Origin of the sequence: Desulforhabdus amnigena, assembly GCF_027925305.1 — a bacterium.
In the GTDB taxonomy this organism is placed as follows: Bacteria; Desulfobacterota; Syntrophobacteria; order Syntrophobacterales; family Syntrophobacteraceae; genus Desulforhabdus; species Desulforhabdus amnigena.
In genome coordinates this window covers 2,268,224-2,289,553 of record NZ_BSDR01000001.1, presented here as the reverse complement: position 1 = coordinate 2,289,553, position 21,330 = coordinate 2,268,224, and the positions used below count along the sequence as shown (strand labels likewise).

General features: G+C 52.9%; 17 protein-coding genes. 7 read left to right on the top strand and 10 right to left on the bottom strand.

Annotated elements, in window-relative coordinates:
• Positions 1-73 precede the first annotated feature (73 nt).
• Positions 74-880 (top strand): DUF116 domain-containing protein, encoded by an 807-nt coding sequence (locus tag QMG16_RS09795; RefSeq protein WP_281793848.1) that lies wholly within the window; start codon positions 74-76, stop codon positions 878-880.
• Positions 877-2,226 (top strand): 16S rRNA (cytosine(967)-C(5))-methyltransferase RsmB, encoded by a 1,350-nt coding sequence (gene rsmB / locus QMG16_RS09790; RefSeq protein WP_281793847.1) that lies wholly within the window; start codon positions 877-879, stop codon positions 2,224-2,226. The genes QMG16_RS09795 and rsmB overlap by 4 nt, the downstream gene beginning before the upstream one ends.
• A gap of 402 nt (positions 2,227-2,628) precedes the next feature.
• Here the strand turns inward: rsmB and metG are convergent, their stop codons facing one another.
• From metG to QMG16_RS09770, 4 genes are all read right to left on the bottom strand, one after another.
• A complete protein-coding gene (gene metG, locus QMG16_RS09785) occupies positions 2,629-4,584 on the bottom strand; it encodes a methionine--tRNA ligase (protein ID WP_281793846.1) in 1,956 nt (651 codons plus the stop codon).
• Between the two features lie 76 nt (positions 4,585-4,660).
• Complete coding sequence (locus tag QMG16_RS09780; RefSeq protein ID WP_281793844.1) at positions 4,661-5,455, bottom strand: PSP1 domain-containing protein; 795 nt, start codon at positions 5,453-5,455, stop codon at positions 4,661-4,663.
• A complete protein-coding gene (holB, locus tag QMG16_RS09775) occupies positions 5,400-6,431 on the bottom strand; it encodes a DNA polymerase III subunit delta' (protein WP_281793842.1) in 1,032 nt (343 codons plus the stop codon). Before holB ends, QMG16_RS09780 begins: the two co-directional genes overlap by 56 nt.
• A gap of 85 nt (positions 6,432-6,516) precedes the next feature.
• A complete protein-coding gene (locus QMG16_RS09770; RefSeq protein ID WP_281793840.1) occupies positions 6,517-7,563 on the bottom strand; it encodes a CRISPR-associated endonuclease Cas3'' in 1,047 nt (348 codons plus the stop codon).
• Between the two features lie 361 nt (positions 7,564-7,924).
• Between QMG16_RS09770 and QMG16_RS09765 the strand changes: the two genes are divergently transcribed.
• Positions 7,925-8,920, top strand: coding sequence for a DUF4126 domain-containing protein (locus tag QMG16_RS09765; protein ID WP_281793838.1), 996 nt, complete (start codon positions 7,925-7,927; stop codon positions 8,918-8,920).
• A gap of 16 nt (positions 8,921-8,936) precedes the next feature.
• Positions 8,937-10,649 carry a GTPase domain-containing protein gene (locus QMG16_RS09760; RefSeq protein WP_281793837.1) on the top strand — a complete coding sequence of 571 codons (1,713 nt, stop codon included), beginning with the start codon at positions 8,937-8,939 and terminating at the stop codon, positions 10,647-10,649.
• 67 nt (positions 10,650-10,716) lie between these two features.
• Here QMG16_RS09760 and QMG16_RS09755 read toward each other — a convergent pair whose 3' ends face one another.
• Entirely contained in the window at positions 10,717-12,018 is a 1,302-nt protein-coding gene (locus QMG16_RS09755) for an IS4 family transposase (protein ID WP_281793340.1), read from the bottom strand.
• A 356-nt stretch (positions 12,019-12,374) separates the two neighbouring features.
• On the opposite strand from QMG16_RS09755, the gene QMG16_RS09750 reads away from it, so the two are divergent.
• From QMG16_RS09750 to QMG16_RS09740, 3 genes are read left to right on the top strand one after another with little or no spacing between them, the layout of a single operon-like run.
• Positions 12,375-14,093 carry a GTPase gene (locus QMG16_RS09750; protein WP_281793835.1) on the top strand — a complete coding sequence of 573 codons (1,719 nt, stop codon included), beginning with the start codon at positions 12,375-12,377 and terminating at the stop codon, positions 14,091-14,093.
• Positions 14,094-14,103: 10 nt separating this feature from the next.
• Complete coding sequence (locus tag QMG16_RS09745; protein WP_281793833.1) at positions 14,104-14,313, top strand: PLDc N-terminal domain-containing protein; 210 nt, start codon at positions 14,104-14,106, stop codon at positions 14,311-14,313.
• A 25-nt stretch (positions 14,314-14,338) separates the two neighbouring features.
• On the top strand, positions 14,339-16,237 hold the full coding sequence (locus tag QMG16_RS09740) for a SurA N-terminal domain-containing protein (protein ID WP_281793831.1): 1,899 nt from the start codon (positions 14,339-14,341) through the stop codon (positions 16,235-16,237).
• A gap of 339 nt (positions 16,238-16,576) precedes the next feature.
• On the opposite strand, the gene QMG16_RS09735 is transcribed toward QMG16_RS09740, so the two are convergent.
• From QMG16_RS09735 to QMG16_RS09715, 5 genes are all read right to left on the bottom strand, one after another.
• Positions 16,577-17,824: an IS701 family transposase gene (locus QMG16_RS09735; protein ID WP_281793373.1), complete on the bottom strand. Its 1,248-nt coding sequence runs from the start codon at positions 17,822-17,824 to the stop codon at positions 16,577-16,579.
• Between the two features lie 210 nt (positions 17,825-18,034).
• Positions 18,035-18,649, bottom strand: coding sequence for a dephospho-CoA kinase (gene coaE / locus QMG16_RS09730; RefSeq protein ID WP_281793830.1), 615 nt, complete (start codon positions 18,647-18,649; stop codon positions 18,035-18,037).
• Positions 18,650-18,783: 134 nt separating this feature from the next.
• Positions 18,784-19,158 carry a hypothetical protein gene (locus QMG16_RS09725; RefSeq protein ID WP_281793828.1) on the bottom strand — a complete coding sequence of 125 codons (375 nt, stop codon included), beginning with the start codon at positions 19,156-19,158 and terminating at the stop codon, positions 18,784-18,786.
• Between the two features lie 40 nt (positions 19,159-19,198).
• Positions 19,199-20,425 (bottom strand): SufB/SufD family protein, encoded by a 1,227-nt coding sequence (locus tag QMG16_RS09720; protein WP_281793826.1) that lies wholly within the window; start codon positions 20,423-20,425, stop codon positions 19,199-19,201.
• A complete protein-coding gene (locus tag QMG16_RS09715; protein ID WP_281793824.1) occupies positions 20,404-21,171 on the bottom strand; it encodes an ABC transporter ATP-binding protein in 768 nt (255 codons plus the stop codon). The genes QMG16_RS09720 and QMG16_RS09715 overlap by 22 nt, the downstream gene beginning before the upstream one ends.
• Between the last annotated feature and the right edge of the window lie 159 nt (positions 21,172-21,330).

Here is a 21,330-nt window from a genome sequence, read left to right as displayed (position 1 = left end):
GTTTTGGGATAGGCTATTAGATCGGGCATGCAGCAGGCCCAAACCACAAACTTGACATTCAGGTAAAATGCCCTTGGAGAAACATAGTTCGGAAGATCGTGTTGCGCCTCTCAAGCAGCCCGCAAAAATCACCCTCGTCGGTCTCATGGGGCTGACGGGTATTCTGATTTTATTGACTCTTTCCCTTGTTTATCTCGTGCCCTATTACGGGCTGAACCGCTTTCATTCGCAATTTGTATGGTTCATGGCATCGCTCCTCGGGGTGCTGGGCATCCTGACCCTGGTTGGCGTATCCCTCCTCATTGCCGTGACCCTGCTGGGGCATGACGTGCCCTTTTCCAAGAAGCTGAGGAGCTTTACAGCCAAATTCATGCTTCCGGTGCTCGTGGTGGTGGGGAAGCTGGTGGGACTCAAGCGGGAAGAAGTGCAGCATGCCTTTGTGGCGGTGAACAATGAAATCGTCATGGCTCAATGCCGCAATGGGCACGCCCCTCAAAGAATCCTTCTCCTCATGCCCCACTGCCTGCAGAACAGCAACTGCCCGGTTAAAATCACCTACCGGGTTCAAAACTGCAAGCGATGCGGGAAATGTCCCATCAAGGACCTGCTGGAACTCTCCGCAAAGTACGGTGTGGATCTCGCCGTGGCCACGGGGGGCACCAGGGCGCGCCAGATTGTCCTCGAGAAACGCCCCGATTTGATCATCGCCGTGGCCTGTGAGCGCGATTTGACGAGCGGCATTCAGGATACGACGCCTCTGCCCGTCTACGGCATTTTCAACGAGCGCCCCCACGGGCCCTGCTTCAACACCCAGGTGGCTGTCGAGCGGGTGGAGGCGGTGCTCCAGGAGGTCGTTTCCATGAGGCGGGCGGAATCATGATCAGCTCCAGAAGCCTGGCTTACCAGGTTCTGCTCCATTTGAACCGGAAGGTTTCCCACCCGGACCGCTTGATCCGGGCCATGCTGGAGCGTCATTCCCGCCTGGACGAGCGGGACCGCGCCCTCCTGACCGAGCTGGTGTACGGGGTTCTCAGGTGGCAGGGACGCCTGGACTGGCACATCGATCAGCTCAGCAAGATCAAACCCAAAAAAATCGATCCGGAAGTCCGCATCCTCCTGCGTCTGGCGCTCTATCAGATCCTCCTGCTCGATCGCATTCCGCCCCATGCGGCGGTCAACGAGACCGTAAAGCTCGCCAAGGCCACACAGCCGCCTCACCTGGTGGGGTTTGTGAACGCCCTCCTTCGGGAAGCGCTCCGCCGTGAGAACGCATGGAACTGGCCCCCGGAGGAAAAAGACCCCGCCGCCTTTCTGGCCGTCACGACTTCTCATCCCCTCTGGTTTGTGCAGAAATGCCTAAAGGAACTGGGGCCGGAAGAAACCCGTGCGCTCTGCCTGGCCAACAATGCCATTGCGCCCATGGCCCTGAGGGTCAACACTCTGAGGACTTCAACGTCCGAGGTGATTCAGGCGCTGCGGGGAAGGGGCATCGAAGCCGATCCTTCTCCGTTGCTTCCTCATGCCGTTCGAGTCTCCGGCTTTCGGCAGGACATTTCCCGTCTTCCCCTTTTTCAGGAAGGCTGGGTCCAGGTGCAGGACGAAGCATCCCAACTGGTTTCCCTGCTGGTTTCTCCCCGGCCGGGGGAACGTGTGCTGGATCTTTGTTCCGGTTTCGGAGGAAAATCCACGCACCTTGGCATTCTCATGAAAAATGAGGGCGAAATCCTGGCCGTCGACCAGTCTGCATGGAAATTGGAGGAGCTGCGCCGGAACGCTGAGCGGCAGGGGGTGGGTATCGTCAAGATACTGGCGAACGATGTGCTGGAGCTCAACCCTGGGAAGACCGGAGAGTTCGACCGGGTTTTGCTCGATGCCCCCTGCAGCGGATTTGGCGCCCTGCGACGGAAACCCGACATCAAGTGGCGTCGTCATCTCAAGGACCCCTACCGTTTTTCCCAGTTGCAGAAAAAACTTCTGGATCAGGCGTCCTCTTTTGTCAAAAAGGGCGGAGTCCTGGTCTACGCCACCTGCACCTTCTTCGCGGAAGAGGACGAGGGCGTGGCCGGCTATTTCGCCGACGGCCATCCGGGATGGAACGTGGAACCGGCGGGGAATTTTCTTCCCGAATCCTGCGGCGCCATGGTGGAGGGGGATTTTTTCAAATCCTGGCCGCATCGCCATGGACTGGACGGTTTTTTTGGGGCCCGCTGGAGGCGAGGGGGCTGAGCGTCTGAAGATGGTTAAAGTAGGTAATAATTCTCCCCTCGAAGGGGATTAAGGGGAATGTGTTGAGAACTACACCCCCCTTGCCCCCCTCAAGGGGGAACTTGAACCCTCAATCGAGCAACTTTATGCTTAACTTGGCGTCTGTTCCCTCGAGAGGGAATTGTCATTAACTCCCATGACCGGAACGGTCACAACGAAAAACGAAAAAGGCAAAGAGATGCAAGCCAATGTGGAAAGCGGGAAACGCTCTTGAAAAGCGATGTTATCATGAGCCATGAGCTATGAACCATGAGCCTTTTTTCATATAAAACCGTCTCCCTCGAGGGGTAAATCACCGTTAGAAATGTGACCGGACGGCTTCAAAACGACCTTTGGCTTTAAAATATCTCTTTCAAGTCCCGTCTATGAAATCCTCCGGCCCGGGGTGACGGGCTTTTCCGGTGTGAGCAGGTGAAGGGATTCCCCGTCGCGGACGGCGAGCACCATGCCGTGGGATTCCACGCCCATGAGTTTAGCGGGCTGCAGGTTGGCCACGATGACGACCTGCTTGCCGACGAGATCTTCAGGCGCGTGCGTTTCGGCTATACCCGCCACCACCTGCCGCTCTTCCCCGATATCCACGATGAGGCGCAGGAGCTTCTTGGATTTGGGGATTCTTTCGGCCTCCTTCACGAGCCCCACACGCAGGTCCACCTGTTTGAAAGCGTCAAAGGAAATATTCTCCGGTTTTTCTTCTTCTTTTTCCCGGGATTCCTTTACGGGCGGCTGCTTCTTCGACGGTTGCTTCGGTTGCTCTCCGGCGGGCTTTTCCCCTTTGTGTTCCTTCAGTTCCACGCGGGGAAAGAGGGATTCACCCTTTTGGACCGGGTTCCCCTCCTGGAGTGTTCCCCACGCGGCATCGTCTTTGAGCCTCAGGTCCAGGGCCTTTTTGGGAATTCCCAGGCGTTCGAGCATTTTTTCCGATGTTTCGGGCATGAAGGGGGAGATGAGCACGGCCACGGTCTTGTTCAGTTCCAGCAGGATCCTGATGACGGTCTGCAGGTGTGAGTGCTGTTGCGGATCTTTTGCCAGGTTCCAGGGGCCGACGTGGTCGATGTACTTGTTGGCGGCGCTGATGCATTCCCAGATGGCCATGAGGGCTTTGTGATATCCGAGCTTGGGGATCTCCTCGACAAACTGTTTGGTCGCGTTTTCCACCTGTGCCATGAGAGCCCGGTCCATATCGTCGGGTTCTGCTCCGAAGGGGGGGATTTTACCCTCGAAGTATTTGGCCGTCATGGCGAGCGTACGGCTGTAGAGGTTCCCCAGGTCATTGGCCAGGTCCGCATTGAGGCGCTGCACCAGGGCTTCTTCGCTGAAGTTGGAATCCAGCCCGAAGACCATTTCCCGCATGAGAAAATAGCGGAAGGCGTCCAGACCGTAGATGGGAACGAGATCGAGGGGCCGCACCACCGTTCCCCGGCTTTTGCTCATTTTGCCTTCGCTCGTTTTCCAGTAGCCGTGGACATTTAAATGTTGGTAGGGGGCAAACCCCGCCGCCTTGATCATGGTGGGCCAGTAGATGCCGTGGGGTTTGAGGATATCCTTGGCAATGGTATGCTGCACCACCGGCCAGAATTCATGGAAGAGGGGGCCGTCCGGGTAGTTCAGCGCCGAGACGTAATTGATGAGGGCGTCAAACCAGACGTAAGTGACGTACCGGTCGTCGAAGGGCAGGGGGATTCCCCAGCTCAGGCGCTCCTTGGGTCTCGAAATACACAGGTCTTCAAGGGGTTCCCTCAGGAATGCCAGCACTTCGTTCCTGTAGCGTTCGGGCCGGATGAAATCGGGGTGGGATTCGATGTGCTGAATCAGCCAGTCCTGGTATTTGCTCATGCGAAAAAAGTAGTTGGCTTCTTCCCGTTCGATGGGTTCCTTGTCGTGGTCCGGGCATTTTCCGTCCACCAGTTCCTTTTCGGTGTAGAAGCGTTCGCACCCGACGCAGTAGAGCCCTTTATAGGTGCTGAAATAGATGTCCCCGGAATCGTACACCTTCTGCAGGATGTTTTGCACGACTTGAATGTGTTCGGGATCGGTTGTGCGGATGAAGTGGTCGTTGCTGATGTTGAGCTTCGGCCAGGTCTCCCGGAAGAGTTGACTGATGCGGTCGGCATAGCTCTTGGGGTCCGTGCCCGAATCCTGCGCCGCCTGGGCGATTTTGTCGCCGTGCTCGTCCGTTCCCGTGAGGAAAAACGTCTTGTACCCCAGCAGCTTGTGAAAACGATTCATGACATCCGCGACAATAGTGGTATAGGCATGGCCGATATGCGGTTCCGCATTGACGTAGTAAATGGGGGTTGAGACATAAAAACGCTCCATCCTTATCCTTTCATTCTTTTGTAAGCTATGGATGACAAGACGCGCTGCTTTGAAACAGCCACTCTTCATCCGAATTTTATTTCTCCGGATTGTCCAGTTTTTTCTCGATTTCCCGCCCGTCTTCCAGGAGGACGGTCACGGTCCTGTCCATGACATTCTGACGGATCACTTTGCCCCGCCCCTCGGGAAGCTCTATCTTCTTGCCAAGTTTCGGCATGTCCTTCTTGTATTCTCTATAAGTATCGTATTCATACTGCAGGCAGCACATGAGGCGCCCGCAGGCTCCTGAAATCTTGGCGGGGTTGAGGCTCAGATTCTGTTCTTTGGCCATTTTTATGGAAACGGCATGGAAATTTTTCAGAAAAGAGGAGCAGCAGAGCGGCCTGCCGCAGTTTCCCAGCCCTCCGACCATCTTGGCCTGGTTTCGGATTCCGATCTGGCGGAGCTCCACGCGCGTCCTCAACCTGCGCACCAAGTCCTTCAAAAGTTCACGGAAATCGACACGTCCTTCTGCCGTGAAGTAGAAGATGATTCGGCTGCCGTCGAAAAAATACTCCACATCCACCAGGTTCATGGCCAGGTTGTGGGCGGCGATCCTTTCCAGGCAGTAGTTCTTAGCGTCCCTTTCGACCTCCGTGTTGCTCAGGTGTGTCTGAATTTCCTCATCGGTGGCCGGCCGGTCCACCTTCTTGATTTCGGCGGGGTGTACTCGAGGGTCCCTGGGGAAAGGGCCCTCCACAACCCTTCCCAATCCCATGCCCTGTTCCGTGTGGACGATGACGTAGTCGTCCCGCTTGAATGTAAAGTCGCCCGGGTCAAAATGATAGATTTTGCCCCCCTGGCGAAAACGAATTCCGATGACCTTGTCCATATAAACCATCCCTAATGGCTAAGCACACACCTTCCAGCGTAAGCTGTTTGTTGGCGTTTTGACGAAGGTGCTGAACGGCTTGCTCGATCTGATCGTATAATGTAAAAAGAAAATTCACCTTAACACTTCCGATTCTGCGATGAAACGTCTCATGCGTTTGGAAGATGGGATGATGATCACTCATCAGGCGGGAACAAATAAGGTCCCGCAACCAAAGTTTAATCCATTCCATGTCCTGCTCCAAGTCATCTGTTTTTTGGACCCACTGGTTCATGAGCGAAAAAAAATCCATCATGGGGAGCGTTTCAAGTTTTTGAATCCTTTCCAGTATTTCATTCCAACGGTCCAGGCGGTTTTCTTCGGCGAGCCACTGCGCCCGGTCCAGGCTGCCGTCCGAGAGGCGCGCCAGTTCCGCGGCGCGAGGCGGGGGGATTTGAAGGGTGGTGACAAGGTGTTGTGCGATCCATGCTTCTTCAAGAGGCTGGAAACGGACATGGCAGCAGCGGGATACGAGGGTGGGCAGGAGCATCTGGGGTTCGATGGCCGTCAGTATGAAGACGTTTTGCTTCGGAGGTTCTTCCAGGAGCTTCAGAAGGGAATTCGCCGCCTCTTCCTTGAGGTCCTGGGCGTTTTGCAGGACGATAACGCGCCACTTGCCTTCGAAGGGGCGAAAACGCAGGCGTCCCTGAATATCCCGGATTTGTTCGATTTTTATGAACGTTCCCTCGCGGCTCACCCATATCAGGTCGGGGTGATGGCCTGCGTTCAATTTGCGGCAGGAAGGGCATTCGTCGCAGCAGTCCCACTCCCGCGGACGATGGCAGTTGAGGAGCTTGGCCAGTTCCCGGGCCATGGCGGTTTTGCCGATTCCCGCCATTCCGCTGAAAAGCAGGGCATGAGGCACATTGCCGCTTCGTAAAAGCCGCTTGAGGAAACGCTTCGTGCGAGGTTGGCCGGGGATGTCTTCTAACGACATAGAAATACTTTCAAGGGAAATGACGGCTTTCGCGGGCGCGACACGGTATCGGCACCGGTGTTGTCGATGGAGTCGATGGGGTCCCTCAACTCGGATTCCTCCTCTCTTGAGGCCAGATGCTCAACTGCACGCCTTTTTCCTCTTCGGATTCCGGACAGCTCATGGGCGTTTCCCCCTCGTTCGAAGGCAGTCCGCGAAAAAAGAAGCGGTCGAAGAGGGGCTGGTAAGCGGTCCAGGTTTCGTCCCCGTTTTTACAATCTTCCATGATTCGAGTCAGGGTGTTCATTTTTGCGTCCAGGTCGTCGGCAAAATGGAGGACAAAGGCTTCGCGCGTCATGGGCAGCTTCACCGCTCCGAATTGCGCGTCTCCGTGGTGACTCAGGATCAGGTGCTTGAGCAGCAACGCTTCCTCTCCGGGAAAATTCTTCAGGGTGGAAAGCTTTTCTTCCAGGATTTGAACCCCCAGGATCATATGCCCCAGTAAACGCCCCGAGTGAGAATAATCGATGCTCAGGTCGTAGACGAACTCTTCGATTTTTCCGATATCGTGGAGGATTGCGCCGACAATCAAAAGGTCCCGGTCGAGACCGGGATAGTGTTCACTGATGCGGGAGGCAAGTTCCGCTACGGCGGCCGTGTGTTCCAGCAGGCCGCCGAGATAGGCGTGGTGCATGGACTTGGCCGCGGGGGCGAGTTTGAAGCGTTCCATGAGTTCACGGTCCCTCAAGATCTGGCGCATGAGCTGAACGAGGGAACGCCTCTTGATCTTGCCGACGATTTTCTTGAGCTTCTCCAGGAGGATTTCAGGGTCCACGGGGCATACGGGCAGAAAATCCGCAGGATCCACTTCCGTCGCGGGAATGGGGAAAATCTGCTGCACCTGGAGCTGCAGTTCATCGCGGAATGTTTCACTGCGGCCATTGACAAAAACGGCGCTCCCGGTGCTGATGGTCCTGGCGACCTCATCGGCTTTTTCCCAAACGCGTCCGGTGATTTCTCCCGTCCTGTCGACGAGCTTCAGGGTAAGAAAGTTCGTCCCGTTGCGCGCCGTCCGGATTTGCTTGTCAGTGAGGACAAATGAAGTGGCCACTTCCTGACTGGGTTGTATGTCCGCTATGAATATTTTCGCCACGCTTCTCGCTTTACCTGTCTGTAATTTTTGAGTATTCCGTTCACCGCCATTTTTCTCCGCGGCCTGCGCGCTCTGTGCGGTGAACGGTTACGATTTGAACCCTTCTCCTATATTATACGATTGTAAAACATGTCAAACTGCGATTTGCACTCTTCCAAGCCTTGCCAGAACAGGCAAAATTTCATATTTATGACAGATAAATCCAATTTATAGGAAATTTATATGAAAAAAGGCTCATGGCTCATGGTTCATGGCTCATGATAACATCGCTTTTCAAGAGCGTTTTCTGCTTTCCATATTGGCTTGCATCTCTTTGCCTTTTTCATTTTTCGTTATGACCGTTCCGGTCATGGGAGTTAAAATGGAAATCATTGCAAAACTCGGTTCGCTTTTCGGACTCTCTTTTATTTCTGGGATCAACCTCTATGCGACGGTCGCCGTGGTGGGTTTCTGCAGTAAATTCAATCTCGTCCATGGGCTTCCGCCGGAACTGAGCGTGCTCGGCAACGATGTGGTGATATTCATTGCGGTGTTTCTCTATCTGCTTGAATTTTTCGCCGACAAGATTCCCGGGCTGGATACCCTGTGGGATTCCATTCATACCCTGATTCGCCCCCTGGGAGGGGCTATGCTGGCGGTGATGCAGGTGGGGGAGGCTTCTCCCGCCCTGGAAGTAATCGTTTTCATGCTGGGCGCGAGTCTGGCTTCCGCCGCTCACATTACGAAGGCCGGGACCCGCCTGATCGTCAACACGAGCCCGGAACCCTTCTCCAATATCCTGATCAGCCTTGGGGAGGATGTCGGGGCCGTCGGTTTTGCATACCTTTGTCTGGCTCACCCCGTCTTGAGCTTTTTCCTCACCTTGGTGTGTCTCGGCATCATCCTGCTGGTGATGCCTCTGATCTTCCGGACGTTGCGAATGCTCTTTTCCGCCGTGTTCTTCAGAATCAAGTGCTTTTTCGCCAAGGATACGCCATGGGCGATGTCTCGATTCTTGCCCTTTTCATGGAATACTTTCTGGGAAGAGCAGAAGGGGAACAAGGAAAGATTGGTTTGGACGGGCCCCGCTTATGCTGTTCGTGTTCCCGGCATTCGCAGGTTCACCCCCCTGAGGGTGGTGATCACCTCCACGGCGATTCACCTGCTCTACAAACGATGGTTTCGCCTGCAGAAACATTTCCTCAGTCTGGATGAAGTCGAGGAGCAGAAGAGATTTCCAGGCGCTTTGCTCTCCAGGTGGCTTTTGAGAACTTCCAGGGGAGACTGGCTCTTTTCCCTCTATCAGCCCCTTTCCAAAACCCTGCCCGAGGATTTGAGGGCAAACCCGCGAAGTGAAGCCGATGCCGTCACTCGATAAATCGCTGGAATCCAAAATGCGTACAACGATCTCTCCCGGTCCGTCACTCTGGGATAAGGTGCAATGCCCCGGATTGACTCCTTCCGCAGGGGAAGTCCTGCGGTTGGTGAAGGAAATTCCCCGGAAGGCCGCAGCCTTCCATTACAAGAGCTCCACAGGGGTGGTCTGGGTGGTTTTCATCGGGGGAACCGGCACGGGGAAATCCACTCTCTTCAACGCCATCTGTGGAAAGCATCTGAGTGAAACGGGGGTGGAAAGGCCCAAGACGTATGGCCCCATCGCGTATGTTCATCGAGATGCGCTCATAGAGAAAGGGTTTCCCTTCGATTCCATGGAAATCCGAAGGGTTCGGCAGGGTCCTGCCGGTGCCGCCGCTTCGACGGGCTCCGCCGGCAGGTTGCTGATCGCTGAACACTCGAGAGAGGATCTTGCGCATCTTGTCCTTGTAGATACTCCCGATCTGGACAGCCTGGAGCTGCAAAACCGCCGTATGGTGGAGGAACTCTATCTCCTGGCTCATGTGGTCGTGTTCGTGACAAGCCAGGAAAAGTATGCGGATGATGTTCCATTTCAATTCCTGGGACGCATCCGGAAGGATGCAAAATCTTATTTCCTTCTCCTCAACAAAGCACAGGAGGACTCCATTCCCGGGGATGTACTGGCAGTTTTCCGGGAGCAGGGCGTCGAACTGTCCGGGGATCGATTCCATGTCTTGCCCTATCTGCGTTCCGATATATCGGCGAAGATTCTCGAAGAGCCGGGGTTCTCCGAATTCCGGAGAGTATTTTTCCAGGCACTCTCCAGGCAGAACGGATTGAATCTTCTCCGGGAGGAAAGAAAAAGAGACCGGGAGAAGGGGAAAGAAGAATTCCGGCTTCTGCTCGATCACCTGAAGAATGAAAGGCTTGCAGCCCAGGGATGGCTGGACCGGTTGGATGTTTTCTTCCGGTCGGCGTGCCGGGTCCTTCATGAAAAACAGGAGGAGCATCTCAATGAAGAGACCCGGGCATACCTTCAGCGGCAGGTTCGTGATACGTTTGCCGAGTACGACTTGTTGAGGAAACCCCGCCGCTTCATTTCCGACATCATTCGTATGCCCCTTCGCTTCCTGGGGATCGTGGGCGAGCGGGCTCAGGAATCGCGCGAAGAGGCGCTGGCGAGGATTCGCGGGAGAATCGACCTGCTGCCGATCCACGCAGCCATAGAGAATTTCAACCGGTCCGTGCTGGAAAAGCTTTCGCCTGCCGATCCGACAGCGCCTCTTTTCGAACACCTTCGGGCGGAGGGCGTCGCTCTGACGGACGAGGAGATCGGAAAAGCGGTCGAGGAAGAGCAGGATGAACTCGTCGGCTGGCTGGAACGCACTTTCCAGGATCTGGCCCGGGGGATTCCCAAGAGCAAGGAATGGGGGATATATTCCACATCCATCCTCTGGGGAGGGCTGATCCTCGCTCTCGAAACCGCCATCGGGGGAGGGATCAGCATCATGGAAGCCGTTTTGGATTCCGCCATTGCCCCTTTCGTAACGAAAGGGGCTGTGGAACTGTTTGCCTACCGGGAGCTCCAGAAGATCGCCCGTGAATTGGGAAAAAGATATCAGGAGGGCTTGATCTCCGTGGTCCGCCGGCAAAAAGAGCGCTACGCGGGTTGCCTGGAATCCCTTATGACTTCAGATGAAACGATACAGGGATTGCGGAATCTGGAGAAAGATCTTTGGGGGGATTCTTAGAACCTATCCGGAAACCACCTGTGAACTTTGCGACACCCCCCTTGGTCCCCCCTCGAGGGGATTGGCGTCAGGTTAAGAAATTAGAGAGTTTTTCATGGTAGTTTTTCCTTTCATGACGTGATTCATAGGCACAATGCCTGAGTAGCTGTTCAAGGAAAAGATTTGGCATCTGAGATGAGTGGAATAAAAGGATAAGAGCCCAGATATGTTCTTGGATAAACTGAGCAAATTTCAAAAGACTGAGATGTTTGCCCTCAGTGGCATAAGCATATGCGCTGAATTCTGCAAAGAAAGACTGAAAGAGAGTGATGAAGACAAGCCTTGAGTAGACAAGAAGCTCGATATAGCTCTTGCTCCCCTTCTGGGGCAAAGAGTTGAGGTGGAAGTGACTCTTCCATGCTTTAAAGAGAATCTCTATTCTCCAACGGATGCCATAGATTCTGCATGCAGTCAGGCTATCCCAGATATCCTCCCCAACATTGCTGAGGAATATATCCCATCCAAGGAGTTCGAGTTGCTCTTTCGTAGGATTGGACCTTCTGTCCTTCTTGAGGAGCTTTCTTCGCCTTATCTGGGCAATGTTTGCAGGCACAGGGGAGGCTACGAGTCTAACCGGCAGTCTCTCCGTAGCTCCTGCTACAATCATGGTATCCACAATAGGATGTTTTTTGAGAAGTTTAAGGAGATCGAGTCTTTCTCCATCTTCTGTATAATAATTAACATTATGCTGATAGGGAGTAAGGAAGTAGATTCCTTGACGGGTAAATAATCTAAATATGTTGAGAACGAAATAGCCAAGATCTCGGATGACAAGATCCCCTGGCCTGGCAAAGTTAAGAATATCGGCAGAGGCTTTCTGATCGTTTCTTCTAAAACCACTTAACCCAAAATGAAGGCAAGTCTGCGAGAGCAAATCATGGATGACTTGAATTTTCATGATTGCTTGCACCTTTCCCGTCTGATTACCTGAGCCGGGGAAGAAACGAACCAGACTCTCGGGCAGGTTAATGGTAGTGCTGTCCTGGAGGAGAACCCTCTTGAAACGACTGAATGCCCCTTTGGCTGTGAGAGGTTCCAGGCTGGATGCTCTAAACATGAGTGACATGAGCACTGAGCGCACAAAAGCAACACATTTGGGGGTTATCCTCTCCCAGAGGGATTGCTTTGAGATGCAAGAGCCTGCAACAAACCCCAGAATTGTGGCAAATACTTCAAGACTGACTGTGCTGTAGAGAGTCATAAGGCAGAGAGCCTTTATGAAATCGAATGGATTAAACTTTCTGATGCGCTTCATGAAGCCAGTTTCTTTGGCTTTGAGCAAAAGAGTTGCGTCATCGAGTTTAATGTCCATGTTTTCAACAGGAATCAATTGGCTGTCCTTCATTTGTTTTTCCTCCTTCTGAAGACCTCATTTAACTGATGGACACATTTAAATGTAAGTCTTCAGAATGGAAGGAAAACATTCTTAACCTGACGCCAATCCCCTCGAGGGGGGAATTAAAGGGGGGGGCCGCTGCCGAGGTAGGTTTTCGGATAGGCTCTTAATGCGACATTGTCACATTGACCACGGAGAATACGGAGATTTCATTTGAAGGTCTTTCTCCGTGCCCTCCGTGTCTCCGTGGTTCAGACCATAACCCATAACCCATAACCCATAACCCATGAGCCATGAGCCATGAGCCATGAGCCATAACCCATGAGCTTTTTTATCTAAGAGGTCTTGCGATGGGGGATCCCATTCAGGAGTATCGAACAGGTCTCACTCAAATTCAGGAATTGTTGAACCGGGGAAGCCTGCTCTCCCTGGAGCCTGCGGAGAGGCAGGCGTTGCTCGGGGATTCCCAAAAACTTCTCCAAAAAATTGACGTACTGGGAGAGAGCTTTTTGACGGTTGGGCTCCTGGGCGGAACGGGGGTCGGGAAGTCCAGCCTCATGAATGCCCTGGCCGGCCGGGAGATAGCCTCCACGAGCCACCGCCGCCCTCATACGGAGCAGGTGCTGATCTACTGCCATGAAACCGTACCGCTTCCTTCGGCCCTCCAAAAGACCACTGTTCCCTGGAGCGAGATACGGCATGACGCCGGGTCCGTCCGACAGATTATCCTCTGTGATCTTCCCGATTTTGACAGCCTGGTGGGGGAGCACCGTCGGCATGTTTTGAGTTTTCTGGAACATTTGGATGTGCTCTTGTGGGTGACCTCTCCCGAGAAATACGCGGACGGCCGCTTCTATGACTTTCTCAGGGATGTTCCCAAGGCCCATGAGAATTACTATTTCATTCTCAATAAAGTAGATCTGTTTTTCGGGGATCAGACGTCCGAAGGCGGCTACGACAGCCTGGTGAGAGTGACCGGGCGGTTTCAAGAGCATCTTTCGGAAAACGGGATCGCGCATCCACTCATCTATGCCGTTTCAGTCCGCGACGCTGCGGCATCCGGTTCTTCCGGTCCATGGAATCAGTTTCCGGCTCTTCGGAACCAGATATTTCAGCAACGCGACATCAAGGAAGTCCTGGCCATCAAGGCTGCAAACCTGGATGTGGAGATACAGCAATTTTTTCTCGTCCTGGAAAAAGAGATCCTCTACCTGGAATCATTCCGCCAGGCTCTCAAAGAGATGGTTGTGGAACTGGAAGAAGGCCGTTCTGAATGGATCCGGACAGCCGAAGAAAGCCTGGAACACTGGATCGAGCAGGACTTGAAACCCCATGCGCTTTCATGGCTGTCCGATGCCTCCTGCCTGGTGGGTCCGGGGTACGGTATTGCCCTTTTGATGAGCGCGTGGCAAAAGAAAGCCGTGGGAAATAACGCCGGCATCGGGCTGCCCGACTTATTCCGGGAGGAAGGTTCACTTGCTCCCATGCGGCGCCAGCTGCAAAGGTGGGAAGATCGCATGGCGAATCGACTGCTTCGACGCGGGCTCCCCGCGGCTTTTACCTCCGAACTGGAAGAAAAGGTGAATGCAGAAGGGGGATGGGATGTTTTGACCGGTCGCATGCATCGTTATGTGCAGATGCGTTTATCGGGTTATGAAAAAAAGAAATTCAGGGGCTTTCTCGCAATGCAGTATGGTGTTTATTTTCTTGTCTTTCTGGGATTTTTGCTGTCGCTCGGGGGGGAAACCTGGAGTGGGATTCTGAAAGACCCGGGATGGGCTCAATGGGTTGACCTGGTTTCTCACATGACCCGGACGATTTTCAGCCCCGTCGGTCTGGCGGCTTTGGGGAGCTTTCTCCTGCTGCAGCTTTTCCTGGGTTTGCGCTTTTATGGACGCTACAAGAAATCCTTGCAGCGGCGTGCGCAAAAGTTTATAGATTCTCTCAAATTCGAGGTCAAAAGAATCTATAAGGAAGAATTCGATTTGATCATCAACTGCCTGGTGGAGTTGGATCGGGAAGTTGAAGCGGAAATTTCGCTGGTGTCCGTTTTGCCGAAACGCGACTGAAGGATGATAAATGCCTGTAAAGATTTTGATTCTTCTCTTTATCTTCGCCATTCCCCTGGTTCCCACTTTCTGGGCCCTGGTGGACATTCCCAAGCGACGTTTTTCAAGTCCCGGGAAAAAGATCCTCTGGTTTCTGACGGTATCGACTTTGCCCTTCCTGGGTGCTGTGCTGTATATTTTGCTCATGAGACGCCATACGGAACCCCTGGAAATCCGATAGCCAAAAAAGGAGGCACAACCGAGTCATGCTCAATCTTTTCAGAAAGCACGCAACATCATGGCTGATCAAAGTCGCTCTTTTCCTCATCGTCATCGTTTTCATCTTTTGGGGCGGCTACAGTTATAATTCGCAGAAAGCAAGCCAGATGGCTCGTGTCGATGATCATTACATCAGCATCAACGACTATAACCAGGCTTACAATCAGTTGCTCGAAGTGTATCGCCGCCAATTCGGGGATGCGTTTTCCGAAGATCTGATTCGCCGGTTCAACCTTAAAAAGCAGGCCCTGGACATGCTGATCAACCGCTATGTTCTTACCAAAGCGGCACAGGAATTGGGGCTGACCGCCACGACGCGGGAGATCCAGGACCAGGTTCTCGAGTATCCCGTTTTCCAGAAAGATGGAAAGTTTGATCAAAACCTCTATGTGCGGGTTTTGCAGCAAAACCGTCTTACCCCTGAAGCCTTTGAACAGAAACTGGCCGAAGACCTGACGACTCGAAAGCTGGAATCTTTCATCAAGCGTCAGGCCGTTGTGACGGAAGGAGAAATCCGCTCCGATTTTCTGTTCAACCACAGTACCATTCAGTTGGATTACGTGATCCTGGACCCCAAGTCCTATGAAAACCAGGTTACCATAGATGAAAAGGCCGTAGAAACCTATTTCAAGGAGCATCAGGACCGGTATAAAGATCCTGAGAAACGTCAGATTTCTTATGTGCTCTTCAAAACCGACGATTACCTGGCCAATGTGCAGGTCACGAACGATGAAATTCTGCAGAAATATGAAGAAAATAAGGATCAGTACCATCATGAACCGGAAGTGCACGCACGCCATATCCTTTTTATCGTAACGGAGAATGCTCCCGAGGCAGAGGTTGCAAAGGTCCGTTCCGAAGCCCAGAAAGTGCTGGATGAAGTCAAAAAAGGTAAGGACTTTAGCGAGTTGGCTAAGAAATATTCCCAGGACCCATCGGCGGCTCAGAATGGTGGGGATTTAGGGTATTTCAAGCGCCATGAAATGGTTGACGCCTTCTCCGATGCGGCATTCGCCATGAAACCGGGACAAATAAGCGATTTGGTGCGCAGTCCCTATGGATTTCACATCATCAAAGTGGAGGATGTTCGACCCGAAAGGACAGAATCTCTGGAAGAGGCAAGGGCCGCCATCGAGAAGTCTTTGAAAGAGGAAAAAGCGCGGGAGCTTGCCTACGAGAAGGCGCAGGCCTTCGAAGATGTCGCTTATGCCCGGAAGGACGTCGGCAAAACGGCTGAAGAACAGAAGGTGCAGCTGATGGGAAATGGAGTGTGGGTGAGTGAAAGCGATTCACTTTCCGGCCTGAAGGAAGCGGATCCCGCCCTGATGAAAAAGATTTTTGCCCTGGGGGAAAAAGAAGTCAGTGATGTTCTGGAAACTCCCGAAGGCTATCTGGTTGCTGAAGTGACGGCTGTTCAAGGGCCCCAGGTTCCGCCCCTGGAGAAAGTGAAAGATCGCGTTCAGGAGGATTTAAAGAAAGAGAAAGCGGGTGAACTGGCAAAGGCGAAAGCTTCGGAGCTGCTCTCGGCGGCGAAGAATCTCAAGAGTCTGGAACAAGCCGCCAGGGAGATGAAGATGGATGTCAGGAAAAGCGACTGGTTCTCACGCCGCGAGCCCGATAATGATTTACTGCTTTTGCAGGGAAATGCTCTCAATTCGGTATTCCAAATGGAAGAATCGAATCCTTTCCCCGAAGCGCCTCTCTCGCTGGGAAACCGTTATGCCGTCGTTCAGTTGTTGGGCAAGAAGTCCTCTGAGGAGGGATTGGAGAAGGAACGGGATTCCATCAGCAGGCGCCTGTATCAGATGAAACAGGGAATGTTGTGGCAGTCCTGGATTGAGGAAGAGCGCTCCAAGGCCAAGGTTGAGATATATAAAGAACTGTAGGGGGGATAGGTTCTTAATACCGAAAATTGTAAATACGCGGCCATTTTTTTGTAGGAACGGCTTCCAGCCGTGACAGGAACCGGCAATCGCATACTTTGTCGCGGCAGGATGCCGCTCCTACAAAAACGCAGGGGTAAACGAATGAAACGGCTGTGTAATTGCGAAGATCAGTGCTTAGTACTACAACCGCCATATGATTAGAATGAGCATACCTTCAATGTGCACCCCAAGAATCGAGAACGATAGTGACTTTGTCGGGCCTGAAGCCTTCTTTTTCGTCTCCAGCGGGACCAGGCCAACCGAAATTCAGGAGAGTGTACTGGCAAGGGCAGAACGATTTCAAGCAGTCGCCTCACCTCTGGAACTGTCAGCTCGGCCAGCTCTGCGTCTTTTTTTCCCCTCCTCCGAAGCCCGGATCGAGCTCAGCCAGGTATGGGCCATCATAGAGAGGGTAATGTGACGATGCCAGCTGTGCCAGTACCTGACTTCATAGTGATCAAGCCCGGCTTCTCCTTTGCCTTCCTCAAAGCATTGCTCAATGGTGTAGCGGGTCGATGCCACCTGGGCAAGACGAGTGAGAGGAACATTCTCGGGAGCAAAGCAAAGGTAGTAGGCCATTTCTTCGGGTTTGGCTACAGATCGTCTGGCCAGAAGCCAGACCTCAGGTCCGGGGAGCTTGCCACGGCTCTCGATCACACGAACCCTTGCCCAGTCATAAGTTCTCGGTCCCTTTTCTCCTTTTGCCACACTGAACCGCTTCCAGACATCAGGAGACCATCCCATCACCACCTCAGCCACCGTCCCGGCATGCGGAGCATCCTTGGCCAACCGTACCCTTGTGGGTGGCCTGCCCATCCCTTTGCGCAAGGGCTGTTGGAGCAACGGTCGCCTGGTCCAAACGGGGGTATTGCAAGAGACTGCCAAGACATACCAGTGTCCACTCTCCTGGATAGCTGCTCGAAGTTTCGGAGAATCCCCGTAGATCTCATCTCCTGTGACCCAGCGTATCGGGACACCCATTTTCCAGGCATGATCGAGCATCGAGAAGGCCTGTTCGGGCTTGGTCTCAAACACCACCTCATCAGGAACCTTCGCCCCCTTGCGTCTTACCATGTCATTGGCCCAGTCCTCGGGAAGAAAGAGTCTTCTGTCCAGGAACACATGTCCTTTGGCCGAGGAATAGGTGAGGAAGGTTCCCACCTGAGAGTTTTCCACCTTCCCGGCCGTACCCGTGTATTGTCTTTTCACCCCGACAGACTTATCACCTTTTTTGATAAAACCCGTCTCATCTACGACTCCAATTCCTTCCGGGTCTGCAAAATTCTCGATCACGAACTGCTCCAAAATATCCCGTGCCTCATCCGCATCCCAGTTCACTCGGTAAAGCAGCCTTTCCATCTTATCCGGTCTCTTATCTCCTATGGCCTCAGCCATCTGCCAGCCGTTCTTGCGCTCAACGGGTGCAAGCAAGGAGTGAAGGTATTTTGCCGACTGTTCCCGAGATTGCGCCCGGGGGAATAGATGAGAAAAACGAGCATGAAAGGACCGAAAAGAATCTTCCCAATAATCCAACTCTTTCAACGTCATGACCGTTACCTCCGAAGGTTTCTCTACCTTATAATATATCCGGAAGTGCGGCATTTTACATATGGCGGTTGTAGTATTAGAAACTATTTCAAAACGGTCCGAATACCCTTGATCGTCATTCCGGTGAAAACCGGAATCCAGGCATTCCCGATAGAGCTGGACCCTGGCTTCCGCCAGGGTGACGGTATGAGTGAATTTTGAGATAATTTCTCAGTTCTTGAGCTGATTCCAGACCGCCTGGACCTGCTGCTTTGTATGGTCGATCGAGTAGGAATTGTCGATGATCAGGTGGGAAAGCGATTTCTTTGAATCGATGGGGAGTTGCATGGTGAGGGTCTTTTCGGCTTCTGGGCGGGACAGGCCGTCTCGCTCCATCAAGCGGCGGATTTGAATTTCCTGCGGCACGTAAACGAGAATGATCGTTCCAAAATGCGGATGAAATTTCCCTTCGAAAAGCAGCGGAATATCAAAGATAACAGGCCGTCCGGGATGTGTTCGATGGTGATATTGCCACTCCTGCTCCATCTTTTCGAGGATGGAGGGATGTAAAATGGCGTTCACCTTGTTCCGGCATTCCCTGTCGTCGATAATGCAGTCCCTCAGTTTTCGCCTCTTCAGCTGTCCATCCTTTTCGAAGAAGGCGGGCCCCAGGAGATGGTGAAGGCTCTTCCAGCAGGGAGTACCTACTTCTACCACTTCGCGGGCCACTTGATCTGCATCCAGGATAATCGCTCCCAGCTCTGCAAACATCCGCGCAACGGTGCTCTTGCCCGTGGCGATTCCTCCTGTAATGGCTATTTTCCCGGTCTTCACAATAAGTCCCATGATCGGAGCGGTCACAACGAAAGATGAAAAAAGGGCACCACAAACCCTGGGCTATGAGCCATGAACCACAAACCATGAGCCTTTTTTCATATAAGGTCCTGAGGGGGCAGATCTGTTGGAAAAGCACACTCCTGTCAGTGATCGACATCACCCAGGGGGCGTGTAAAAGTGTAATTGAAGGGCCTGTTGATAAGAGCCTCGTCTGCACGGTCGCAGCTGTTGGTCATGACGGCGAAAGGCCTGCTGATGACCCAGCCCAGAGCTCCGATGGTCAGGGCGACACACCCAAGGGGCCTCAAGACGAGAGTATCCACCAGAATGAGTTCCCCGGGAGGAGCCGATTCTTCCGACGAATCGGCATAGGTCTGACAGGTTCGAGCGGAAGGAACCTGGGGACTTTGTTGGATGGGAAAGGGGGGCGGTGGTGCATCATCATCCGCCCGGGCAGGAATCGCGATGCCTCCCACAAAAAAAGATAGAACCATCAGCAAACATACCATTCTTTTCATGATCTTTGCCCCCCTTCCTGACGTGCGTCTCCTCCAAAAACTACATCACATCTTTTTCACTCAGTTCAATGGCCTTGTCTATTTCCGCTTTCAGTTTGGGCGGCAGCCCGGGGATATCCACACTCAGAAAACCGCGCACGATGGTCGATGTGGCCTCATCTTCACTGAGGCCGCGGGACATGAGATAGAAAATTTCTTCCTGAGCGATCTTACCGACCGCCGCTTCATGGGACATTTCCACTCCATCCACATGCCCTTCGAGCTCGGGAACGGCATAAATCAAACCGCCCTTCAGGATCAACCCCTTGCACTCCAGGTGCGCCTTGATGTCCGCGACTTCACCGATCAAGTGGCCTCTGGAAACGATTTTACCCCCGTTGGTGATCGTTCGCGCCACCACTTCAGCCCGGTTGCCTGGTTTCTTGAGATAGACCCGACCGCCCACATCGTATTCCGAACCGGGACTGCCCACGATGATGCTGTACATTCTCGCTACGGCATTTTCGCCCACGAGATGCGTCGTCGGGTACATCTGCAAAGATCGGACCGGCTTCATGCAGATGTAATTGTTCAGAAAGAGTCCGCCTTCCTCCACCTGGGCGACGGAACGCGGGCGTACCACCATGTCTTCCGCCCAATTGTGAATCATGGTGAAGCTCAATTTTGCGTTTTTCTTTATAAAAAACTCGGAAATGCCTACATGTATCCCCTTGGTCGTATGGGGAGAGGTCGAGCATCCCGTTATGATATGCAATTCCGAATCCTCTTCAGCAATGATGATGTTGTGAACATTTTGCTGAAGCCCTTGTTTATCCAGGTAAAGGCAGGCCTGGATCGGGTAGATGCTCTTGACTCCCGGCAGGGCGCGGATCACATATCCGTTGTGCAGGCTGAGCTCCGAGGCGGCGGTGTATTTGTCCGTTTCCACCGAGGCCAGCTTCCAGTAATAGTCCTGAATCCAGTCGTATTTCTCCAATGCCTCTCGAATGGGAAGGACCTCGATGCCTTCCTGTTTGGACTTGCAATGAACAACGGAAGTATCCTTTTGGATGAAGGTGCCTCCCCGTTCCAGGCCGGACACATCGACTCCCGCCATGAGCAATTGATGCTTCTCCTCCTGGGGAAGATTCTGCAGCTCGGCTTCGTCGAGATATTTGTGAAGAACGGGAGCCTTGTCGAATTCATCCAGGTTGATGTCGGGACCGATAGCCGCCTTTTTATCCAGCGCCTTTGATGCCTTTTCTATTAGGGTCTGCCTGTTGTACATCTCACACACTCCTCATATCCTACTTCCTCGATGCATTTCAAAATTTCACGAGGGTTCGTGCTGCAGCTCAGAACTCCATTGTACAGAACCTGACCTTTGTCCGCCGGGACATAATCCAGAATGTATCCCGTATGCGTAATGATGAGGCCCATTTTGGTCCGTTCACGTTTCATCTGCATCCTGGACTTTTCCGGCGTCGATTCACAATCCTTTTGCAGAAGCCTGGCGATGGTGTTGCCGACCAGAGCGATATTCTCCATATCCACTCCGGATTCGGGTTCGTCAAAAAGCATGAAATCGGGGTTCTGAGCCATCAACTGAAGCAACTCGGAACGCTTGATCTCTCCACCCGAAAAACCCGCGTTGACATCCCTTTCTAAAAAGTTTTGGAAATTGACTCTCCTGGCCAGATTTTCCACATCAATTTCCCGATTGGAAGCGCAGATTTCCACCATTTGACGCGTCTTGAGGCCATGAATCGTTGGAGGGCGCTGATAAGACATGCCTATACCCAGCCGGGCTCTTTCGTTGATGGGGCTGTGAGTGATATCCACACCCTTGAAAACGATTTTCCCCCCCACGACCTTGTACTGCGGATAGCCCATGATGGTCATGAGAAGAGACGTCTTTCCAGACCCGTTGGGCCCAAAAAGCGTATGCGTTTCGCCCGCCTTGATCTCCAGATCGATGTGTTTGAGTATGATTTTGCCTGCAAGCTCTACTTGCAGATCCTCTATGATCAACATCTTTTCTCTCCTGTAACCTTCGAAATAAAAATATTCTCCCGGGCGCCTCACTCCCACCTCGAGGCGAGCGCCGGTAAATTTATTGACAACCAACCTTAATAGAGATTTGAAATATTGGTTCTTTTATAATCTCTCATCCACCTGAGTGCAAGTCAATAA